Annotated in this window: 20 protein-coding genes, 2 tRNA genes and 1 rRNA gene; 13 read left to right on the top strand and 10 right to left on the bottom strand. The window is 59.1% G+C overall.

Annotated elements, in window-relative coordinates; all coding sequences use genetic code 11:
• Positions 1 to 11 precede the first annotated feature (11 nt).
• From AC515T_RS00820 to AC515T_RS00800, 5 genes are all read right to left on the bottom strand, one after another.
• Positions 12 to 87: transfer RNA gene (locus AC515T_RS00820), tRNA-Ala, on the bottom strand.
• A 30-nt stretch (positions 88 to 117) separates the two neighbouring features.
• A tRNA-Ile gene (locus AC515T_RS00815) sits at positions 118 to 194 on the bottom strand.
• 81 nt (positions 195 to 275) lie between these two features.
• Positions 276 to 1812, bottom strand: a 16S ribosomal RNA gene (locus AC515T_RS00810).
• Positions 1813 to 2441: 629 nt separating this feature from the next.
• On the bottom strand, positions 2442 to 3662 hold the full coding sequence (locus AC515T_RS00805) for a CaiB/BaiF CoA transferase family protein (RefSeq protein ID WP_496531063.1): 1221 nt from the start codon (positions 3660 to 3662) through the stop codon (positions 2442 to 2444).
• Between the two features lie 13 nt (positions 3663 to 3675).
• Positions 3676 to 4857 carry an acyl-CoA dehydrogenase gene (locus tag AC515T_RS00800; protein ID WP_014335919.1) on the bottom strand — a complete coding sequence of 394 codons (1182 nt, stop codon included), beginning with the start codon at positions 4855 to 4857 and terminating at the stop codon, positions 3676 to 3678.
• Positions 4858 to 5013: 156 nt separating this feature from the next.
• On the opposite strand from AC515T_RS00800, the gene AC515T_RS00795 reads away from it, so the two are divergent.
• The 6 genes from AC515T_RS00795 to AC515T_RS00770 all read left to right on the top strand — a co-directional run bounded on the left by AC515T_RS00795 (position 5014) and on the right by AC515T_RS00770 (position 11469).
• A complete protein-coding gene (locus tag AC515T_RS00795; RefSeq protein WP_496531062.1) occupies positions 5014 to 5910 on the top strand; it encodes a LysR family transcriptional regulator in 897 nt (298 codons plus the stop codon).
• A gap of 434 nt (positions 5911 to 6344) precedes the next feature.
• Positions 6345 to 7466: a Re/Si-specific NAD(P)(+) transhydrogenase subunit alpha gene (locus tag AC515T_RS00790; protein WP_496531061.1), complete on the top strand. Its 1122-nt coding sequence runs from the start codon at positions 6345 to 6347 to the stop codon at positions 7464 to 7466.
• A 15-nt stretch (positions 7467 to 7481) separates the two neighbouring features.
• Positions 7482 to 7805, top strand: coding sequence for an NAD(P) transhydrogenase subunit alpha part 2 (locus AC515T_RS00785; protein WP_003187010.1), 324 nt, complete (start codon positions 7482 to 7484; stop codon positions 7803 to 7805).
• Positions 7805 to 9241 (top strand): NAD(P)(+) transhydrogenase (Re/Si-specific) subunit beta, encoded by a 1437-nt coding sequence (locus AC515T_RS00780; RefSeq protein WP_186708190.1) that lies wholly within the window; start codon positions 7805 to 7807, stop codon positions 9239 to 9241. Before AC515T_RS00785 ends, AC515T_RS00780 begins: the two co-directional genes overlap by 1 nt.
• Positions 9242 to 9441: 200 nt before the next feature.
• Positions 9442 to 10935, top strand: coding sequence for a succinyl-CoA:acetate CoA-transferase ScpC (gene scpC / locus AC515T_RS00775; RefSeq protein WP_496531060.1), 1494 nt, complete (start codon positions 9442 to 9444; stop codon positions 10933 to 10935).
• Between the two features lie 318 nt (positions 10936 to 11253).
• Positions 11254 to 11469, top strand: a complete 216-nt coding sequence (locus AC515T_RS00770) for a DUF1127 domain-containing protein (RefSeq protein WP_003187014.1) — start codon at positions 11254 to 11256, stop codon at positions 11467 to 11469.
• A 95-nt stretch (positions 11470 to 11564) separates the two neighbouring features.
• Here AC515T_RS00770 and AC515T_RS00765 read toward each other — a convergent pair whose 3' ends face one another.
• Positions 11565 to 11744 (bottom strand): hypothetical protein, encoded by a 180-nt coding sequence (locus tag AC515T_RS00765; protein ID WP_496531059.1) that lies wholly within the window; start codon positions 11742 to 11744, stop codon positions 11565 to 11567.
• Positions 11745 to 11802: 58 nt separating this feature from the next.
• Between AC515T_RS00765 and AC515T_RS00760 the strand changes: the two genes are divergently transcribed.
• The 4 genes from AC515T_RS00760 to AC515T_RS00745 all read left to right on the top strand — a co-directional run bounded on the left by AC515T_RS00760 (position 11803) and on the right by AC515T_RS00745 (position 14841).
• Positions 11803 to 12120 (top strand): DUF2388 domain-containing protein, encoded by a 318-nt coding sequence (locus AC515T_RS00760; RefSeq protein WP_053127081.1) that lies wholly within the window; start codon positions 11803 to 11805, stop codon positions 12118 to 12120.
• Between the two features lie 106 nt (positions 12121 to 12226).
• Positions 12227 to 12535 (top strand): DUF2388 domain-containing protein, encoded by a 309-nt coding sequence (locus AC515T_RS00755; RefSeq protein ID WP_496531058.1) that lies wholly within the window; start codon positions 12227 to 12229, stop codon positions 12533 to 12535.
• Between the two features lie 27 nt (positions 12536 to 12562).
• Entirely contained in the window at positions 12563 to 12883 is a 321-nt protein-coding gene (locus tag AC515T_RS00750; RefSeq protein WP_003187020.1) for a DUF2388 domain-containing protein, read from the top strand.
• A complete protein-coding gene (locus AC515T_RS00745; RefSeq protein WP_496531057.1) occupies positions 12880 to 14841 on the top strand; it encodes a DUF7844 domain-containing protein in 1962 nt (653 codons plus the stop codon). Before AC515T_RS00750 ends, AC515T_RS00745 begins: the two co-directional genes overlap by 4 nt.
• Before the next feature lie 231 nt (positions 14842 to 15072).
• Here the strand turns inward: AC515T_RS00745 and trpA are convergent, their stop codons facing one another.
• Both trpA and trpB read right to left on the bottom strand, forming a co-directional pair.
• A complete protein-coding gene (gene trpA / locus AC515T_RS00740; RefSeq protein ID WP_496531056.1) occupies positions 15073 to 15885 on the bottom strand; it encodes a tryptophan synthase subunit alpha in 813 nt (270 codons plus the stop codon).
• On the bottom strand, positions 15885 to 17117 hold the full coding sequence (gene trpB, locus AC515T_RS00735; RefSeq protein ID WP_496531055.1) for a tryptophan synthase subunit beta: 1233 nt from the start codon (positions 17115 to 17117) through the stop codon (positions 15885 to 15887). Before trpB ends, trpA begins: the two co-directional genes overlap by 1 nt.
• Positions 17118 to 17230: 113 nt before the next feature.
• Between trpB and AC515T_RS00730 the strand changes: the two genes are divergently transcribed.
• The gene (locus AC515T_RS00730) at positions 17231 to 18148 is read left to right on the top strand and encodes a LysR family transcriptional regulator (protein WP_496531054.1); all 918 of its coding nucleotides are present in this window, start codon (positions 17231 to 17233) and stop codon (positions 18146 to 18148) included.
• On the opposite strand, the gene AC515T_RS00725 is transcribed toward AC515T_RS00730, so the two are convergent.
• Positions 18121 to 18447 (bottom strand): ElaB/YgaM/YqjD family protein, encoded by a 327-nt coding sequence (locus AC515T_RS00725; protein ID WP_025211165.1) that lies wholly within the window; start codon positions 18445 to 18447, stop codon positions 18121 to 18123. The two genes, AC515T_RS00730 and AC515T_RS00725, sit on opposite strands and share 28 nt — an antisense overlap.
• Before the next feature lie 156 nt (positions 18448 to 18603).
• On the opposite strand from AC515T_RS00725, the gene AC515T_RS00720 reads away from it, so the two are divergent.
• Both AC515T_RS00720 and AC515T_RS00715 read left to right on the top strand, forming a co-directional pair.
• Entirely contained in the window at positions 18604 to 18819 is a 216-nt protein-coding gene (locus AC515T_RS00720) for a dodecin (protein ID WP_003177209.1), read from the top strand.
• A 115-nt stretch (positions 18820 to 18934) separates the two neighbouring features.
• A complete protein-coding gene (locus AC515T_RS00715; protein ID WP_003177208.1) occupies positions 18935 to 19156 on the top strand; it encodes a DUF1161 domain-containing protein in 222 nt (73 codons plus the stop codon).
• Between the two features lie 54 nt (positions 19157 to 19210).
• On the opposite strand, the gene AC515T_RS00710 is transcribed toward AC515T_RS00715, so the two are convergent.
• Positions 19211 to 20212, bottom strand: a complete 1002-nt coding sequence (locus AC515T_RS00710) for an LLM class flavin-dependent oxidoreductase (RefSeq protein WP_496531053.1) — start codon at positions 20210 to 20212, stop codon at positions 19211 to 19213.
• Positions 20213 to 20304: the final 92 nt, after the last annotated feature.

The raw sequence follows: 20304 nt of genomic DNA, 5'->3' as shown, positions 1-20304 counted from the left end.
CGAAGCAGTAGTGGTGGAGCCAAGCGGGATCGAACCGCTGACCTCCTGCGTGCAAGGCAGGCGCTCTCCCAGCTGAGCTATGGCCCCGTATTTCTACAGGCGTTTCCCACACAAAATTGGTGGGTCTGGGCAGATTCGAACTGCCGACCTCACCCTTATCAGGGGTGCGCTCTAACCAACTGAGCTACAGACCCAATTTCGGGCTGCTTCTTTCGTCTTCTTCAATGAATCAAGCAATTCGTGTGGGAGCTCATGAAGCAGCTGCGGTCGTCGATTAAGGAGGTGATCCAGCCGCAGGTTCCCCTACGGCTACCTTGTTACGACTTCACCCCAGTCATGAATCACACCGTGGTAACCGTCCTCCCGAAGGTTAGACTAGCTACTTCTGGTGCAACCCACTCCCATGGTGTGACGGGCGGTGTGTACAAGGCCCGGGAACGTATTCACCGCGACATTCTGATTCGCGATTACTAGCGATTCCGACTTCACGCAGTCGAGTTGCAGACTGCGATCCGGACTACGATCGGTTTTGTGGGATTAGCTCCACCTCGCGGCTTGGCAACCCTCTGTACCGACCATTGTAGCACGTGTGTAGCCCAGGCCGTAAGGGCCATGATGACTTGACGTCATCCCCACCTTCCTCCGGTTTGTCACCGGCAGTCTCCTTAGAGTGCCCACCATAACGTGCTGGTAACTAAGGACAAGGGTTGCGCTCGTTACGGGACTTAACCCAACATCTCACGACACGAGCTGACGACAGCCATGCAGCACCTGTCTCAATGCTCCCGAAGGCACCAATCCATCTCTGGAAAGTTCATTGGATGTCAAGGCCTGGTAAGGTTCTTCGCGTTGCTTCGAATTAAACCACATGCTCCACCGCTTGTGCGGGCCCCCGTCAATTCATTTGAGTTTTAACCTTGCGGCCGTACTCCCCAGGCGGTCAACTTAATGCGTTAGCTGCGCCACTAAGAGCTCAAGGCTCCCAACGGCTAGTTGACATCGTTTACGGCGTGGACTACCAGGGTATCTAATCCTGTTTGCTCCCCACGCTTTCGCACCTCAGTGTCAGTATCAGTCCAGGTGGTCGCCTTCGCCACTGGTGTTCCTTCCTATATCTACGCATTTCACCGCTACACAGGAAATTCCACCACCCTCTACCATACTCTAGCTCGACAGTTTTGAATGCAGTTCCCAGGTTGAGCCCGGGGCTTTCACATCCAACTTAACGAACCACCTACGCGCGCTTTACGCCCAGTAATTCCGATTAACGCTTGCACCCTCTGTATTACCGCGGCTGCTGGCACAGAGTTAGCCGGTGCTTATTCTGTCGGTAACGTCAAAACACTAACGTATTAGGTTAATGCCCTTCCTCCCAACTTAAAGTGCTTTACAATCCGAAGACCTTCTTCACACACGCGGCATGGCTGGATCAGGCTTTCGCCCATTGTCCAATATTCCCCACTGCTGCCTCCCGTAGGAGTCTGGACCGTGTCTCAGTTCCAGTGTGACTGATCATCCTCTCAGACCAGTTACGGATCGTCGCCTTGGTGAGCCATTACCCCACCAACTAGCTAATCCGACCTAGGCTCATCTGATAGCGCAAGGCCCGAAGGTCCCCTGCTTTCTCCCGTAGGACGTATGCGGTATTAGCGTCCGTTTCCGAGCGTTATCCCCCACTACCAGGCAGATTCCTAGGCATTACTCACCCGTCCGCCGCTCTCAAGAGGTGCAAGCACCTCTCTACCGCTCGACTTGCATGTGTTAGGCCTGCCGCCAGCGTTCAATCTGAGCCATGATCAAACTCTTCAGTTCAAACATCTTTGGGTTTTGAGAAAACCCTAAACCTGGCTCAGCAATCGTTGGTTACATCTTTGATTTCTCGCGGAGTAACTTGTGATGCTGATAATCTGTTGACTAGCAGTCTGACTCCACAAGCACCCACACGAATTGCTTGATTCAGTTGTTAAAGAGCGGTTGGCTGAGTCTTTCGTCTCAACCGAGGCGCGCATTCTACAGCGCCCCGTGTATCTGTCAAGCGGTTATTTTCAGAAGTTTTCAAAGTTTCCTTATCAACTTCAACCACTTGCGCTTCCGATCTCTCGTTAGCGGGAGGCGAATTCTACAGCGTCAGTCGCTGCTGTCAACACCTCTTTTTCACCGCTTTCGACCGAGAAGATCGAACCGCCGATAGCGCCAAACAACACTGCGCTATCTGCTCCTTCCGGACTTCGATGAACTGAAGCCCTGCACCATCGAAACCTACTTAACTCGTTGAATCTCATGGAGTTTTCCGTTTCGACTGCGCCGGAAGTGGGGCGAATTATAGACGTCCAGAATCTGCCGTCAACCCTTAATTTCGCTTTTCTATCAATAAGTTGCGCAGCACCGGTAAACCCGTTGCCTTTGCCCTTTAAAACGCTCCTCTATATAGAAGAGAAGACTCACAGGACGCCGGCCTCCTTGAAAGCCGTCACCGCAGCTTCGTCCAACCCCAACACTCGCTGCAGCACCTCCAGCGTATGCTCCCCTAATAAAGGCGGAGCATTGCGATACTCCACCGGCGTCTCGGACAGTCGAATCGGACTGGCCACCTGCGGCACTTTACCGGCCAGCAGGTGAGGCAATTCCATCGCCAACCCACGTGCCTGTACCTGAGGATCGGCAAACACCTGAGCCAGGTCGTTGATAGGCCCACACGGCACACCCGCCTGCTCCAACTGAGTCACCCATTCAGAGGTGGTCTTGAACACCGTTGCCTGGCGAATCAATGGAATCAACACTGCCCGGTTCGCCACGCGCACCTTGTTAGTGGCAAAACGCGGATCATCAGCCCACTGAGGTTGACCGGCAACCTCAGCGAACTTTCGGAATTGACTGTCATTACCCACGGTAAGGATGAAGTCGCCATCAGCCGTAGGAAAGTCCTGATAAGGCACGATATTCGGATGCGCATTGCCCAGCCGCTTCGGCGCATTGCCCGTGGTCAGGTAGTTCATCGCCTGGTTGGCCAGGCAAGCCACTTGAACATCCAGCAAGGCCATATCGATGTGCTGCCCGCCGCCGACATGATCACGATGAGCCAACGCCGCCAGAATGGCAGCGGTCGAATACAGCCCCGTGAGGATATCCGTCAACGCGACACCCACCTTCACCGGCCCCGCGCCCTCATCACCTTCAGGGCGACCGGTCAGACTCATCAGGCCTCCCAGCCCTTGAATCATGAAGTCATACCCCGCGCGCTTGGCATAAGGGCCGGTCTGGCCAAACCCGGTTATCGAGCAATAGATCAATTGCGGATTGATCGTCTTTAGCGAGTCATAGTCCAGACCATACGCCGCCAGGCCGCCCACCTTGAAGTTCTCGATCAGGATGTCGGACTTGGCAGCCAGCTCTCGCACAAGCCGCTGGCCCTCTGGCCGCGTGAAGTCGATGGTCACCGACTGCTTGTTGCGATTGGCTGAAAGATAATAAGCGGCTTCGGTCGTGTTCTCGCCCCGGGCATCCTTCAGGAAGGGCGGCCCCCAGGCGCGCGTGTCATCACCATTGCCGGGGCGCTCGACCTTGATGACATCAGCCCCCAGGTCCGCCAGGATCTGTCCGGCCCACGGCCCGGCCAAGACCCTCGATAAATCCAATACCCGCAGATGCGAAAGCGCGCCCATGACCGTTCTCCTATTAATAGAACGCCTGGATACCGGTTTGCGCACGTCCCAGAATCAGCGCATGCACATCGTGCGTGCCTTCATAGGTGTTCACGACTTCCAGGTTAACCAGATGCCGCGCGATGCCGAACTCATCGGAAATACCGTTGCCTCCCAGCATGTCCCGCGCCATGCGAGCAATATCCAAGGACTTGCCGCAGGAGTTGCGCTTCATGATCGAGGTGATTTCGACCGCCGCCGTACCTTCATCTTTCATACGCCCCAGACGAAGGCATCCCTGCAGAGCCAGCGTGATTTCAGTCTGCATATCGGCCAGCTTTTTCTGGATCAACTGATTCGCAGCCAGCGGACGACCAAACTGCTGGCGATCCAGCGTGTACTGGCGAGCGGTGTGCCAGCAGAATTCAGCGGCGCCCAAGGCGCCCCAGGAGATGCCGTAGCGCGCCGAATTCAGACAAGTAAACGGGCCTTTCAGACCACGGACATCCGGGAAGATGTTTTCTTCCGGAACGAATACGTTGTCCATGACGATTTCGCCAGTGATCGAGGCGCGCAGCCCGACCTTGCCATGAATAGCCGGCGCACTCAGACCCTTCCAGCCTTTTTCGAGAACGAAGCCGCGGATATCGCCAGCGTCGTCCTTGCCCCAGACCACAAATACGTCAGCGATCGGACTGTTGGTGATCCACATCTTGCTGCCCGTCAGGCTGTAGCCGCCTTCCACCTTGCGCGCACGAGTAATCATCGCGCCCGGGTCGGAACCATGGTTCGGCTCGGTCAGACCAAAGCAGCCGATCCATTCACCCGACGCCAGCTTGGGCAAATACTTCTGCTTCTGCGCCTCAGTCCCGAATTCATTGATCGGCACCATGACCAGCGAGGATTGCACGCTCATCATCGAGCGATAGCCGGAATCGACGCGCTCCACTTCACGAGCGATCAGGCCATAGCTGACGTAGTTCAACCCACTGCCGCCGTACTGCTCAGGAATAGTTGCGCCCAGCAGGCCTACCTCACCCATCTCGCGGAAAATCGCCGGGTCGGTTTTCTCATGACGGAACGCTTCCAGCACTCGCGGTGCGAGCTTCTGCTGGGCGAACTGCTCGGCAGTGTCGCGGATCATGCGTTCTTCTTCGGTGAGCTGCTGATCCAGCAACAACGGATCGATCCAGTTGAAGCTCGCTTTACCGGCCATGAAAGAGTCCTCGCCAATTAAATGAAAATCGTGGATTGATCCTAGGCGCGGTTTCCTACAAGGGCAAACGAGGATTACGCACTTACCTGTGCTAATTTCTCACTCCGTAAACGCCGTAAACCCCGTTTATACCGTTACTGAGTGAGGCTTACGTACATGCGCCGTAAAATTCCCAGCACCGCCGCCCTGATCAGTTTCGAGGCTGCCGCGCGCCATGAAAGCTTCACCAAGGCTGCGCAGGAGCTTTCCCTCACGCAAGGTGCTATCTGCCGACAGATCGCCAGCCTGGAGGACTTCCTCAGCGTGGAGCTTTTCCGACGATCGCGCCGCGGCGTCAAACTGACCGAAGCAGGTCTGTCCTACAGCCGTCGGGTTGCCACCCAGCTGGATGCCGTCGAGCGCGACACGCTTTCAGTGATGGGCCACACCGGTGCGAACGTGATCGAACTGGCCGTGGTTCCGACTTTCGGCACCCAATGGCTGCTGCCACGGCTCAAGGACTTCCAGCAGCAGCACCCGGAAGTCACCGTCAACCTGACCAACCGCACACGCCCCTTTCTCTTTGCAGACACGGAGTTTGACGCCGCCATCTATTTTGGCGATGCGGACTGGTCCGGTACCGAATCCCACAAGCTGATGGGCGAAAATCCGATGCCGGTATGCAGTCCCGTCTTGCTGGACGGTCGCAAGAGCCTGACAGCGGAGGCGATCGCCGAACTGCCCTTGCTCCAGCAGACCACTCGCCCGTATGCGTGGCGCCAGTGGTTCAACGCCCAGCACCTGAATATTGCGCGAGACCTGACAGGGCCGCGTTATGAACTATTCTCCATGCTCGCCCAGGCGGCGATGCACGACATGGGCATTGCGCTGATTCCGCCCTTTTTGATTCAGCGCGAGCTGGCGGAGAAACGACTGGTCGTGGCCAACCGTAATGCGCTGTCGAGCATCAAGGCCTACTACCTGATGATTCCAGAGCGAAAGGTCGAATCCGCCTCCCTTCGAGCTTTTCGTGACTGGTTGGTGAAACAAGCCAGTAACTATCTACTTGATTAACAAGGAAAAATCCAAAACAGACTTAGGTAGTCAACTAACATAAGTCGCTACAGATATAAGTTTATGTCGCATTCAGTCAATCTGTTAGCAAGGCCGTGCAGTAGTCTCCAAAGCGTCTAAATACATGGCTTTGCGCCATATCGCGCAACGCATCAGCGCTTATTCATCTGGCCGATGGGAAAAATTGTCAATTTGAACCTGAATCCTTGGAAAGCACGGCCCACAAGGGCTGTCGATCGATAATTGCGACATTCGGTCACAGGGTGACTTGTAGTTAATTTTCCGTCACCCGTCATAATCCCTTGAAGGGCTGAATTTTCGCCTGCAAAATGCCGCGCCCCGCCTGGTTTGGCGGGATCGTGCTGATCGGCCGCCCCAGCCGCACCATCCGAAGTGCCTGGGTTTACTCAATAAGATCACGCAGGAGATTTGACGTGCACATTGGTGTTCCCCTCGAAACCCAAACGGGTGAAACACGGGTTGCTGCTACCCCGGAAACCATCAAGAAGTTGATCGGCCAAGGCCATAAAGTCACTGTTCAAAGCGGCGCCGGTATCAAGGCCAGCGTTATCGACAGTGCCTACGAGGCAGCGGGCGCAACCATTGGCAGCGCCAGTGATGCATTCGGGGCCGAGCTGATCCTCAAGGTGGTAGCCCCCAGCGACAGCGAACTGACGCTGATCAAGAGCGGCACCGTTCTGGTGGGCATGCTCAATCCGTTCAACAACGAAACCATCGCCAAGCTGGCCGAACGCGGTATTACCGCTTTCGCCCTTGAGGCCGCGCCACGTACCTCCCGTGCCCAGAGCCTGGATGTGCTGTCGTCTCAAGCGAACATCGCCGGTTACAAAGCCGTTCTGCTGGCCGCTCATTACTATCCGCGCTTCATGCCGATGCTGATGACCGCTGCGGGCACCGTGAAAGCGGCGCGGGTGCTGATTCTCGGCGCGGGCGTGGCCGGGTTGCAGGCGATTGCCACCGCCAAGCGTCTGGGCGCTGTGATCGAGGCTTCGGATGTGCGTCCGGCGGTCAAGGAGCAAATCGAGTCCCTCGGCGCCAAGTTCGTCGACGTGCCTTACGAGACCGACGAAGAGCGTGAATGCGCCGTCGGCGTCGGCGGTTACGCCCGGCCGATGCCGGCCAGCTGGATGCAGCGCCAGGCCCAAGCAGTGCACGAGCGCGCCAAACAGGCTGACATCGTCATCACCACCGCACTGATTCCGGGCCGCAAGGCACCGACGTTGCTGAGTGCCGAAACCGTCGCGCAGATGAAACCCGGCTCGGTGGTCATCGACCTCGCGGCAGCCCAGGGCGGAAACTGCCCGCTGACCGTGGCCGACCAGGTCGTGATCGCAAATGGCGTGACCATTTGCGGTCCGACCAACCTGGCCGGCGAAGTCGCGGCCGACGCTTCGGCGCTGTACGCCCGTAACCTGCTGGACTTCCTGAAGCTGGTCTTCACCAAGGAAGGTCAGTTCGACGTGAACCTGGAAGACGACATCGTCGCCGCGTGCCTGATGTGCCGCGACGGCCAAGTCATCCGCAAAAACGCCTAAGCAGGGATTCAGACAATGGAAGAGCTTATCTCCCCCGGTATCTACAACCTGATCATCTTCGTGCTGGCGATCTATGTCGGTTACCACGTGGTCTGGAACGTAACGCCCGCGCTGCACACGCCGTTGATGGCGGTGACCAACGCCATTTCGGCGATCGTGATCGTTGGCGCCATGCTCGCCGCCGCGCTGACCGTGACCCCTTTGGGCAAGACCATGGGCACCCTCGCCGTGGCCCTGGCCGCGGTGAACGTGTTCGGTGGCTTCCTGGTGACGCGCCGCATGCTTGAGATGTTCAAGAAAAAAGCCCCGAAAGCCGTAAAAGAAGAGGCGCCCAAGTAATGAGCATGAACCTGGTAACGACGCTCTACCTGATCGCGTCGATCTGCTTCATCCAGGCCCTCAAAGGCCTGTCGCACCCCACCACGTCGCGGCGCGGCAACCTGTTTGGCATGCTCGGCATGGCGCTGGCGGTGCTTACCACCGTGGGCCTCATTTATAAGCTGGGCGCTGAGCTGGCCACTGCCGGTATTGGCTATGTGATCGTCGGCCTGCTGGTCGGCGGCACCGCCGGCTCGATCATGGCCAAGCGTGTCGAGATGACCAAGATGCCGGAGCTGGTGGCGTTCATGCACAGCATGATCGGCCTGGCGGCGGTGTTCATTGCCATCGCGGCGGTCGTGGAGCCGCAATCGTTGGGCATCGTCAAGCAATTGGGTGATTCGATCCCGGCGGGTAACCGCCTGGAACTGTTCCTCGGCGCAGCCATTGGTGCGATTACCTTCTCCGGCTCGGTGATCGCCTTCGGCAAGCTCTCGGGCAAATACAAGTTCCGCCTGTTCCAGGGCGCACCGGTACAGTTTGGCGGCCAGCACAAGCTCAACCTGATCCTGGGCCTGGCAACGCTGGGCCTGGGCCTGACCTTCATGTTCACCGGCAATCTCGGCGCGTTCGCCTTGATGCTGGCCCTGGCCTTTGTATTGGGCGTGCTGATCATCATCCCGATCGGCGGTGCGGACATGCCGGTAGTGGTGTCGATGCTCAACAGTTATTCCGGTTGGGCCGCAGCGGGCATCGGCTTCTCGCTGAACAACTCGATGCTGATCATTGCCGGTTCGCTGGTGGGTTCGAGTGGTGCGATCCTCTCGTACATCATGTGCAAGGCGATGAACCGTTCATTCTTCAACGTGCTGCTCGGTGGCTTCGGCAATACAGCAGATGCTGCTGGCCCGGCAGGCTCCAAAGAAGCCCGTCCGGTGAAATCCGGCTCGGCTGACGACGCAACCTTCCTGCTGACCAACGCCGACACCGTGATCATCGTGCCGGGCTACGGCCTGGCGGTGGCACGGGCGCAGCATGCGCTCAAAGAGCTGACCGAGAAGCTGACCCACCACGGCGTGACCGTTAAATACGCGATCCACCCGGTGGCCGGTCGCATGCCCGGACACATGAACGTGCTGCTGGCCGAGGCCGAAGTGCCTTACGACCAGGTGTTCGAAATGGAAGACATCAACTCCGAGTTCGGCCAGGCCGACGTGGTGCTGGTGCTGGGCGCCAACGACGTGGTGAACCCGGCGGCGAAGAACGATCCGAAGTCGCCGATTGCCGGCATGCCGATCCTCGAAGCGTTCAAGGCCAAGACCATCATCGTCAACAAGCGTTCGATGGCCAGCGGTTATGCCGGCCTGGACAACGAGCTGTTCTATCTCGACAAGACCATGATGGTGTTCGGTGACGCCAAGAAGGTCATTGAAGACATGGTCAAAGCGGTGGAGTAACCCCTCGCTGCTTCACCCAAGACGCCCCGACTTGTCGGGGCGTTTTGATTTGTATCAAGGCAAAATATTACTGATCCGGTAATGATGTTTTGCCTGAAACGCCCGTAATAGACGCCTAAAATGCGACCTTTGTAGCGGGTCGGGCACAGCGCTAATTCACTAGACTGCGCATCTTGCTTTCCAGCCCGAGATAACCACCTATGTACCGTGATCGCATCCGCTTGCCTTCGTTATTGAATAAAGTGATGAGCGCTGCCGAAGCAGCCTTGTTGATTCAGGACGGCATGACCGTCGGCATGAGCGGCTTTACCCGTGCCGGAGAAGCGAAAGCAGTCCCACACGCCCTGGCTGAACGCGCCAAGGTCACTCCGCTGAAAATCAGCCTGATGACCGGTGCGAGCCTGGGCAACGACCTCGACAAGGAACTCACCGAAGCCGGTGTACTGGCGCGGCGCATGCCGTTCCAAGTCGACAGCACGCTGCGCAAGGCGATCAACGCAGGCGAGGTGATGTTCATCGACCAGCATCTCTCGGAAACCGTCGAGCAACTGCGCAACGGCCAGCTCAAACTGCCCGATATTGCCGTGATCGAAGCCGTGGCCATCACCGAGCAAGGGCATATCGTACCGACCACATCGGTGGGTAACTCTGCCAGCTTCGCCATCTTCGCCCGGCAAGTGATCATCGAGATCAACCTGGCTCACAACCCGAACCTGGAAGGGCTGCACGACATCTATATCCCGACCTATCGCCCCACCCGTACACCCATCCCCCTGGTGAAGGTCGACGACCGTATCGGCAGCCCCGCCATTGCGATCCCGCCGGAAAAAATCGTCGCCATTGTCATTACCAACCAAGGAGACTCGCCTTCGACCGTCGCGCCACCGGACAGCGACACCCAAGCCATTGCCGATCACCTGATCGACTTCTTCAAGCAGGAGGTTTCGGCCGGACGCATGACCAACAAGCTCGGGCCGTTGCAGGCCGGGATTGGCAACATCGCCAATGCCGTGATGTGCGGGCTGATCGATTCCCCGTTCGAAGACCTGACCATGTATTCCGAGGTTTTGCAGGACTCGACATTTGACTTGATCGACGCCGGCAAGCTGAGTTTCGCCTCCGGCAGCTCGATCACCCTATCGGGTCGACGCAACGCCGACGTGTTCGGAAACCTGGAAAGGTATAAGGACAAACTGGTCCTGCGCCCACAGGAAATTTCCAACCATCCCGAGGTGGTGCGCCGTCTGGGCATCATTGGTATCAACACCGCGCTGGAGTTCGACTTATACGGCAACGTCAACTCCACCCATGTCTGCGGCACGCGGATGATGAATGGCATCGGCGGCTCGGGAGATTTCGCCCGCAATGCTCACCTGGCGATTTTCGTCACCAAGTCGATTGCCAAGGGCGGAGCCATCTCCAGTGTCGTGCCGATGGTCAGCCATGTGGACCATACCGAACATGACGTCGACATCCTGGTGACCGAGATCGGCCTGGCCGACCTGCGGGGCCTGGCACCTAGGGAGCGCGCACGTGTGATCATCGACAATTGCGTGCACCCCGCCTACCGCCAGGCCTTGAATGAGTATTTCGACGCCGCGTGCGCCTTGGGTGGGCATACCCCGCACATCCTGCGCGATGCACTGAGTTGGCACCTGAACCTCGAAGAAACCGGACGCATGTTGGCCGTCTGATACAGCTGGATCACCGCTATCGCAGATACAGTTTTGGTTGCAGCTTGTCATTCGAGCCTGAAGCGACAAAAACTGTACTGCTGTACCGGTGTTTTCTTACAGTCTTTTTCCGTAAAACAATCATCAAACAGCAAAAATGCACCAATAGCGTGCAGACAGGTACAGTTGCCTCAATATCGACCAGTACACCGCTCTTTAACAGTTAACTGGTCTCTCACAATACAGGTGAACTGTATCTAGAGAGACTGGCCAAACGAGAGGATCATGGGCACCAGTCAAACCACTACCTAATCCCGCCACAAGCGGAAGGATGTCACCATGGAACGTACACTCAGTTCCGAGCTGTTTTTCGAAGACAAAGCTGAAAAAAACCAGGCTTCCCTGCCTCTTCGCGTTATTGCCAACCTGATGTTGTGGCAGCGCCGCATCGCCAGCCGTCACCAACTGGCTCGTCTGGATTCGCGTCTGCTGGCTGATGCCGGTATCAGCGAAGCACAACGCTACGAAGAGCTGAGCAAGCCGTTCTGGCGCTAACTCAGCGTCGCTGGCCCTGACCCACCGGGTCCACCGCCAGCACCGAATTGAACACACAAGACCCGTCGCGGGTAACCGCGACGGGTTTTGTCGTTTTACGCGTCTGATTTTTGGAAAGAACGAAGAGACATAACAGTTTTTGCATAAACAAAAACAAACCAGTACAGTTTCTCGGGCGTGACGCCCGATGCGAACAGCGTGAGCGTCGCAAGGGCTGTCAGCCAACGCGTTCCTGTCCTAATATCGAGGCGAACGTGGCGAAGCGAGTCGAGCATGCGTCTCCTCTTCCAGCTACACGCACCGGCATCACCTCATCATTCAAGGAGCTTCATCATGATCCGTCTTCGCCTGCTTAGCGCAGTTGCCCTGCTGGCCGTAGCCGCCCACTCCAACGCCAGCAGCTTCATCGTCACCACCGACTCCCTCGTCGGAGCACTCAAGGCCACCTCCGACGTGACCTCCGATGCAACCTCATCCCTGCGGGACAACAAGATCGTTCAAGCCGCCCGTGATGACGCCGCCAGCTTCGTGGCCAGCGAAGGCGCCATCCGTGGTGTGAAGCTGGAAAGTGCCCTGGATTACATCCGCCAGCAGGCACCGCAGCTCAACGCCACCGATGCGCAATTGGCCCAGGCCATCCTGGTGATTTGATGCAACATGAAACATCGGACGCCAAATGGTGTTCCGATGTTTCAGCGCTGGCTCTAGCCCGCAGGTTTGCGCTAGCCTTCAAGCTCGCCATCAGCCGTCGAGTCCCATGCGTTTCTACTCAGATCTGTTCATCGCGTCTTTCTTCATCGTTTTTTGCTGGTCGGTTCCGGCCCATGCCTTCGATGTGTCCACCCAGCAAGTGGTGGTCAGCGGCTATGCCACGAGCATGGTGACCTCCGCGCCCTTCGACCATAAACTGATCGTCGCCGCTCACGATGACGCTGCGGCATTCGTCGCCAGCGACGGGCAGTTGCGAGGTGCACAACTGGAATCGGCCCTGGGTTACCTGCGCCGGACCCAGCCAAAACTTCACGTCAGCGACCTTGAACTGGCACAGGCAATTCTCGTCCAATAGTTATCCTTATTTTTCCGGAGTCGTTCCATGCGTAGCCCGCTGATTGCTGCCGCCCTAGGCCTGCTGGTGTTGGCCGATGTGGCCCAGGCACATACCCTGGTAGCCACCAGTAACATCATCGTTCGCGCTTCCCAGCGCACGATCGATTTCACTTCCGACACCACCACGTCCATCCGTGATTCGAAAATCGTCCGCGAAGCCCATGACGATGCGGCCAGTTTTGTCGCCAGCAATGGTGAAATTCGAGGCGCTCATCTCGAGGCCGCCTTCGACACCTTGCGCACCCGCGTGCCGGAAGCCCGCGACGCCAGTGACCAGGTCCTCGCCGAAGCCATCCTCGCATTGTGAGGCGGTTCGCCGCCTGGCTGGCGGCTGGGGTCTTGCTGCTCACGAGCAGCATGGCCCAGGCCGGCCTGCAATTGCACCTCAACGTCGAAGGCCTGAGCCCGGCGCAACAGCAGGCCAGCCAAGCGCTGCTCGATGAAGCCATGCGGGCCCTGCCGCCGCGCTTCATCGAGCGGCTGGACCGACCCATCGATGTCGGCTGGACCGACCAGATGCCCGCCAATGCCTACGGCCAGGCCTCGCTGGTGTCGCAACTGGACCTCAATAGCAATCTGCTCGACAGCCTTGTCGACGGCAGCGCCGCGACACAAAAGACCCATCGCCCCCACGGCACCGTGCGCCGGGAAATGCTCGCCACGGTCCTCCACGAACTGACCCACATCTATGACCGCTCGCGTCTCTGGCCAGAGGCCGAACGCGCACTGATCCAGCGTTGCACTCGACGCAACAGCAGCGCCGGGTTGATCGGTCTTCCCGATGCATGCCGGGGCCAGAACGACCGCCGTTTTACCCTCAGCGATGATCCTCGCTTGCTGGACCTCGCCGGCTGGCCACAATACGTCGGCCGTCGCGGTGAGCGGGAACAGCACAACCGCCAGGTCGCCCGCAGCCCGGATCTCTACGAAACGAGCAGCCCCAAGGAGTTCGTCGCGGTCAATATGGAGTACTTTCTCCTCGACCCGAGCTACGCCTGCCGACGCCCCGCCCTGTACCGCTATTACCAGGAACATTTCGGTTGGGCACCCGCCGCCAAGGACACCTGCGCCCAATCGTTCGCCTTCCTCAACGCCGGCAACGACTTCGCCAAGACACCGCTGGGCAAGGTCGACCCGGAACGGGTCTATGCCATTGATTACCTGCTGGCCGAAGCCAACCAGAACTGGGTGAGCCGCTGGGGCCACAGCATGCTCCGGCTGGTGATCTGCGCACCGGGCCGGCCGCGTGGCCCGGACTGTCGACTGGATCTGGACCAACACCTGGTGCTGTCCTACCGCGCGTTCGTGGGCGATGTGCAGTTGTCGAGCTGGGACGGACTGGTCGGCAAATACCCGTCGCGCCTGTTCGTATTGCCGTTGGCCCAGGTGATCGATGAGTACACCAAGACCGAGCTGCGTAGCCTGGCATCGGTCCCGCTGAACCTGTCGCGCACTGAGATCGAGGAAACAGTCGAGCACGCCGCCGAAATGCACTGGAGCTACGACGGCAACTATTACTTCCTGTCCAATAACTGCGCCGTGGAAAGCTTGAAGCTGCTGCGCAGCGGCAGCAATAACGAGCGACTCAAGGGCCTGGACAGCATCATGCCCAACGGCCTGCTGGAAGTACTCAAGGGTCGGGGCCTGGCGGATACCAGCGTGCTGGATGATCCCAAGGAAGCCTTGCGGCTGGGCTACCGCTTCGACTCCTTCCGCGAGCGGTATCAGGCGATGTTCGATGTGCTGAAGAAGTATCTGCCGATCAAGCAACAAACGGTGGAAGACTGGCTGGCCCTGGACGCCGCTGAACGCCGCGTCTGGTTCGAACAGGCCGACCTGCGCACCAGCGCGGCGTTGTTGCTGCTGGAACAGGCCAGTTATCGTCGGCAACTGTTGTTGGCACAGGACGAAGTCAAGCAGCGTTACCTTGGAGCCCGTGAATTGCAGAATGGCGGTATGGAAAGGGCTAACGCGACGCTGCAGCAGATCCTCGCCAACAGTGGTTTCCTGAGCCGTCCAGCCGAACTGTTGGGCAGCAGCGGCTACGGCTTGCCGCAACCCAGCGAGTGGCAACGCCTGGAATCGGAAAGCAGTTTGCGCCAGAAACAACTGCAAACGCTGACAGGCGATCTGGACAAGGAGGTCCGGGCGTTGCTCGAGCCGAGCCGCGCGGCTGAAATTGCTGCGAGCGAGGCCAATGTGAAAGCGATTGGCGAACATTTGCGCAAGCTGCACAAGGCCGGGGGCGGATTGGAGTTGCCTTGATGCACTGTTCCGCCATTGTAGCGAGGGAGCTTGCTCCCGCTGGGCCGCGAAGCGGCCCCAAACAGGCTCGCGCAATTTTTCAGAGGGACCGCATTGGCTGGTTTACGACTGCTTCGCAGCCGAGCGGGAGCAAGCTCCCTCGCCACAAGAGCAGCGCGAAAACCATAAATTAAAAAGGGGTTCAGAACTTGGTTCTGAACCCCTTTTTCGTGGCTGCGAGTCGAATCAAAATCAGCCAAGACGCGCCTTGCGCACACCATCAGCCAGGGCGGCACACAAGCTCAACACACCATCGATCGCCTGTTCCGACGTGTCGGCACTGGCGATATGGTCGATCAGCGCCGAGCCGACCACCACCCCGTCGGCCAACCGCGCGATGGCCGCCGCCTGCTCCGGCGTACGGATGCCAAAACCAATGCTGATGGGCAGGTCGGTATGACGACGCAAGCGCGCCACGGCTTCTTCCACATGCTCCAGCGTCGCGGCACCGGCACCGGTCACGCCCGCCACCGACACGTAGTACACAAAACCCGAACTGCCGTTGAGCACCGTCGGCAAACGCACGTCGTCAGTGGTGGGCGTGGTCAGGCGGATGAAGTCCAGGCCAGCCGCCTGGGCCGGTTCACACAGTTCGCTGTTGTGCTCGGGCGGCATGTCCACGACGATCAAGCCATCAACACCGGAATCCAGCGCCTCGCCAATGAAACGCTGCACGCCATAACGGTGGATCGGGTTGAAGTAGCCCATCAACACCAGCGGCGTCTCGGTATTGTCTTTGCGGAACTCGCGAACCATCTGCAGGGTTTTCGCCAGGTTCTGCTGGGCACCCAGGGCGCGGATGTTCGCCAACTGGATCGCCGGGCCATCGGCCATCGGGTCGGTGAAGGGCATGCCCAACTCGATCACGTCGGCTCCGGCCGCCGGCAGGCCTTTGAGGATCGCCAGCGAGGTGTCGTAGTTCGGGTCGCCAGCGGTGACGAACGTCACCAACGCGGCACGGTTCTGTTCCTTGAGTTCGGCAAAACGGGTTTGCAGGCGGCTCATCAGTGTTTCTCCTGCTGGGACTGTTCCATGTGATGCATCACAGTTTGCATGTCTTTGTCGCCCCGGCCGGACAGGTTGACCACCATCAAGTGATCTTTCGGCAGGTTGGGTGCGCGTTTGAACACTTCCGCCAGGGCATGGGCGCTTTCCAGAGCGGGAATGATCCCTTCCAGGCGACAGCATTTGTGAAAGGCTTCCAGGGCTTCGGCGTCGGTGACCGAGGTGTACTGGACACGACCAATGTCGTGCAACCAGGCATGTTCCGGGCCGATGCCGGGGTAGTCGAGACCTGCGGAAATCGAGTGGGCGTCGATGATCTGGCCGTCGTCATCCTGCAACAGGAAGGTGCGGTTGCCGTGCAGTACCCCCGGGACGCCGCCGTTCAGGCTCGCCGCGTGCTTGCCGGTCTCGATGCCATAACCCGCGGCTTCGACGCCGATGATCTCGACACTCTTATCGTCCAGGAATGGGTGGAACAGGCCCATGGCGTTGGAGCCGCCACCGATGCACGCCACCAGGCTGTCCGGCAGGCGACCTTCCTGGGCTTGCAGTTGATCGCGGGTTTCCTTGCCGATCACGGCCTGGAAGTCGCGCACCATCGCCGGATACGGATGCGGGCCAGCCACGGTGCCGATCAGGTAGAACGTGCTGTCGACATTGGTGACCCAGTCGCGCAGGGCCTCGTTCATGGCATCTTTCAGGGTGCCGGTGCCGGCGACTACCGGAATCACTTCGGCACCCAGCAGCTTCATGCGGAACACGTTGGCCTGCTGGCGCTCAATGTCGGTAGTGCCCATGTAGATCACGCAATCCAGACCGAAACGCGCGGCCACGGTGGCGGTCGCCACGCCGTGCATGCCGGCGCCGGTTTCGGCGATGATGCGTTTTTTGCCCATGCGTCGCGCCAGCAGGATCTGGCCGATGCAGTTGTTGATCTTGTGCGCGCCGGTGTGGTTCAGCTCTTCACGCTTGAGATAGATTTTGGCGCCGCCGCAGTATTCGGTCAGACGCTCGGCGAAATAGAGCGGGCTCGGACGACCGACGTAGTCGCGCTGGAAATAAGCCAGTTCCTCGATGAAGGCCGGATCTTCCTTCGCCACTTCGTATTCACGGGCCAGATCGAGGATCAGCGGCATCAGGGTCTCGGCCACATAGCGGCCGCCGAATGCACCGAACAGGCCGTTGGCATCGGGGCCATTACGCAGGTTGAAAGGGGTCGTAGACAGGGTCATCGGGGCGCTCCAGGCGAGTGCGTAGAAGGACAATGAGGCTCACTCTACCCCTGACATCCCGCGCTGAAAACCGATAAGATCGCCACAACCCGTCAGGAAAACTCACATATCCCATGCGCCACGACCTGCCCCCCCTCAACGCCTTGCGCGCCTTCGAGGCTACCGCCCGCCTGAACAGCGTAAGCCAGGCGGCCGAACAGCTGCATGTCACCCATGGGGCCGTGAGTCGACAGCTGAAGGTGCTGGAGGAGCATTTGGGTGTCAGCCTGTTCGTCAAGGATGGACGCGGCTTGAAACTCACAGATGCCGGCATGCGTCTGCGCGACGCCAGCACTGACGCGTTCGAGCGGTTACGTAGCGTTTGCGCGGAGCTGACGCAAAGTACGGCAGATGCCCCGTTTGTCCTGGGCTGCTCGGGCAGCCTGCTGGCGCGCTGGTTTATTCCTCGCTTGGGCAGGCTCAACGCCGACCTGCCGGATTTGCGCCTGCACCTGTCCGCCGGCGAAGGCGACCTGGATCCCAGGCGTCCGGGGCTCGACGCCCTGCTGGTATTCGCCGAGCCGCCCTGGCCGGCCGACATGCAGGTGTACGAACTGGTGAGCGAGCGGATCGGCCCCGTGATGAGCCCGCACTACGCCGGGTTCGCCCGCTTGCAAGCCGCACCGGCCAGCGCGCTGCTGGACGAGCCGTTGCTGCACACCACGTCCCGCCCCCAGGCCTGGCCGACCTGGGCACGGCAAAACGCCTTGGAACCCCAGGCATTGAAGTTCGGCCAAGGATTCGAGCATTTGTATTATTTGCTGGAGGCCGCCGTAGCGGGGTTAGGCGTAGCGATCGCGCCCGAGCCGCTGGTGGCTGAGGACGTGCGCGCCGGCCGCCTGGTCGCGCCGTGGGGCTTCGATGAAACCGCGGCGCGACTGGCGTTATGGCTACCCAAGCGCGCCGCAGACGGACGCGCTCGACAATTGGCCCAGTGGCTCAGGCATGAGCTGAGCCAACCGACTCAGTCACCGCGTTTGCACAGCAGGTAAGCAGCCAGCAAACCCAGCGCACCAACCGCGACACCGGCCGTGGTCCACGGGTGTTCCTGCGCGTAGTCGCGGGTGGCGATCCCGGTTTCACGGGTTTTCACCTTGACCTCTTCATAGGCGTCGCTGAGCAGATGGCGAGAATGTTTCAGCGCGCTCTCAGCATTGGCCTTGAGCGACTTGAGGGTCTTACGCGACTCGTCCGAAGCGTCGTCCTTCAGGCTTTCCAACGACTTGAGCAGACTCTCGATCTCCGCTTCCATGCTTTGCAACGAGGCTTTACGTAACGAATTGCTGGCCATGGTGGCTCTCTCCTGCAGTGGTTGAGTGGCGTGTGTGAATTGGGACTCCGGTCGTTTCTGAAAGTGCAGTAAATCTGAACTTCAGCGCGCGAACGACGACACACGTAAGGCGAAAAATCGCTGCTAGGCTGTTAAACACAACCAAGGAGAACCCCCATGAGTGATCATCACACTTACAAAAAGGTCGAGCTGGTCGGCTCGTCTCCCACCAGCATTGAAGACGCCATCAACAACGCTCTGGCCGAGGCCAGCAAAAGCCTCAAGCATCTGGAATGGTTCGAAGTCACGGAAACCCGCGGTCACATCGAAAATGGCCGGGCCGCGCACTTTCAGGTGACCATCAAAGTCGGGTTCCGGATCGCCAACAGCTGAGGTTCTTTTGAACTTGCACGCTGGCGGAGTGCCATAGGGAGTGGCGATGCGCTATGGTCTGCGCATTATGTTTTCCAAAACCTGCCCTATTTGATCCGACCAAGGAGTGCGAGCGATGAAAAAGTTGATGGTGGCCCTGGGTTTGCTGAGCCTTGCCGGTGGTGCGTTTGCGGCTGGTAAGCCCTGTGAAGAGCTGAAAAGCGAAATCGCAGCGAAGCTGGACGCCAAGGGCGTGTCAGGTTATTCGCTGGAAATTGTCGATAAAGGCGCAGCGGCTGACGGAAAAGTCGTCGGCACCTGTGAGGGTGGTGCGAAAGAAATCGTCTATAAAAAGTGATTCTTTTCGAACATCAAAGCCGACGCACAGCGTCGGCTTTTTATTGGCCGCGATTCAGCCTTTCATGACCTGCGCCAGCAGCTCGTAGGAGTGCAAGCGATCAGCGTGCTCATACAGATCACTGGTGAAAATCAGCTCATCGGCCTGGGTTTGCTCGATCAATACCTCCAGCTTGGCGCGAATCTTCTGCGGGCCGCCAACCATCGCCAGGCCCAGGAAATCGCCAACCGCCTCTTTCTCATGGGGCAACCAGAGACCGTTCATGGTTTCCACCGGCGGACGCTGCACCAGGCTCTGGCCACGCATCAGCGCCAGGATCCGCTGGTACACAGACGTGGCCAGGTAATCGGCTTGTTCATCGGTATCTGCCGCCACCAGCGGCACGCCGAGCATCACATAAGGCTTGTCGAGCACCGCCGACGGTTTGAAGTGGTTACGGTAGATGCGAATTGCCTCATGCATGAAGCGCGGGGCGAAATGGGAGGCGAACGCGTAGGGCAAACCGCGCTCACCAGCCAATTGCGCACTGAACAGGCTCGAACCCAGCAGCCATACCGGCACGTTGGTCCCGGTGCCGGGCATGGCGATGATGCGTTGATCCGGCGTACGCGGGCCGAGATAGCGCATCAGTTCGGCCACGTCCTCGGGGAAGTCGTCCGCACTGCCGGAACGCTCGCGACGCAGCGCCCGGGCAGTCATCTGGTCGGAACCGGGTGCGCGGCCCAGCCCCAGATCGATTCGGCCGGGGTAGAGGCTTTCCAGGGTGCCGAACTGCTCGGCGATGATCAACGGCGCATGGTTGGGCAGCATCACGCCGCCGGAGCCGACGCGAATGGTCGAAGTGCCCCCCGCCAGATAACCCAGCAGCACCGCCGTCGCCGAACTGGCGATACCGTCCATGTTGTGGTGCTCGGCCACCCAGAAGCGGGTGTAGCCATATTTTTCCACGTGCTGCGCCAGGTCCAGCGAATTGCGCAAGGACTGGGCGGCATTGCCATCGGCGCGGACAGGCACCAGGTCGAGGGTTGAGAATTTCACGTCGGACAGCTGTTTCATGGGCCGGGATCTCCAACGGCGTTCCGGGCTTTTTCCTATGGGCAAAAGCCTGCCGTTTCTATAGGTGTGTTCCATGCAATGTGGGCATATAC

It is taken from the genome of Pseudomonas sp. FSO-7 (genome assembly GCF_059579345.1).
The sequence above is the reverse complement of the archived record's forward strand: the minus strand, read 5'-3'. Positions and strand labels throughout refer to the sequence as shown.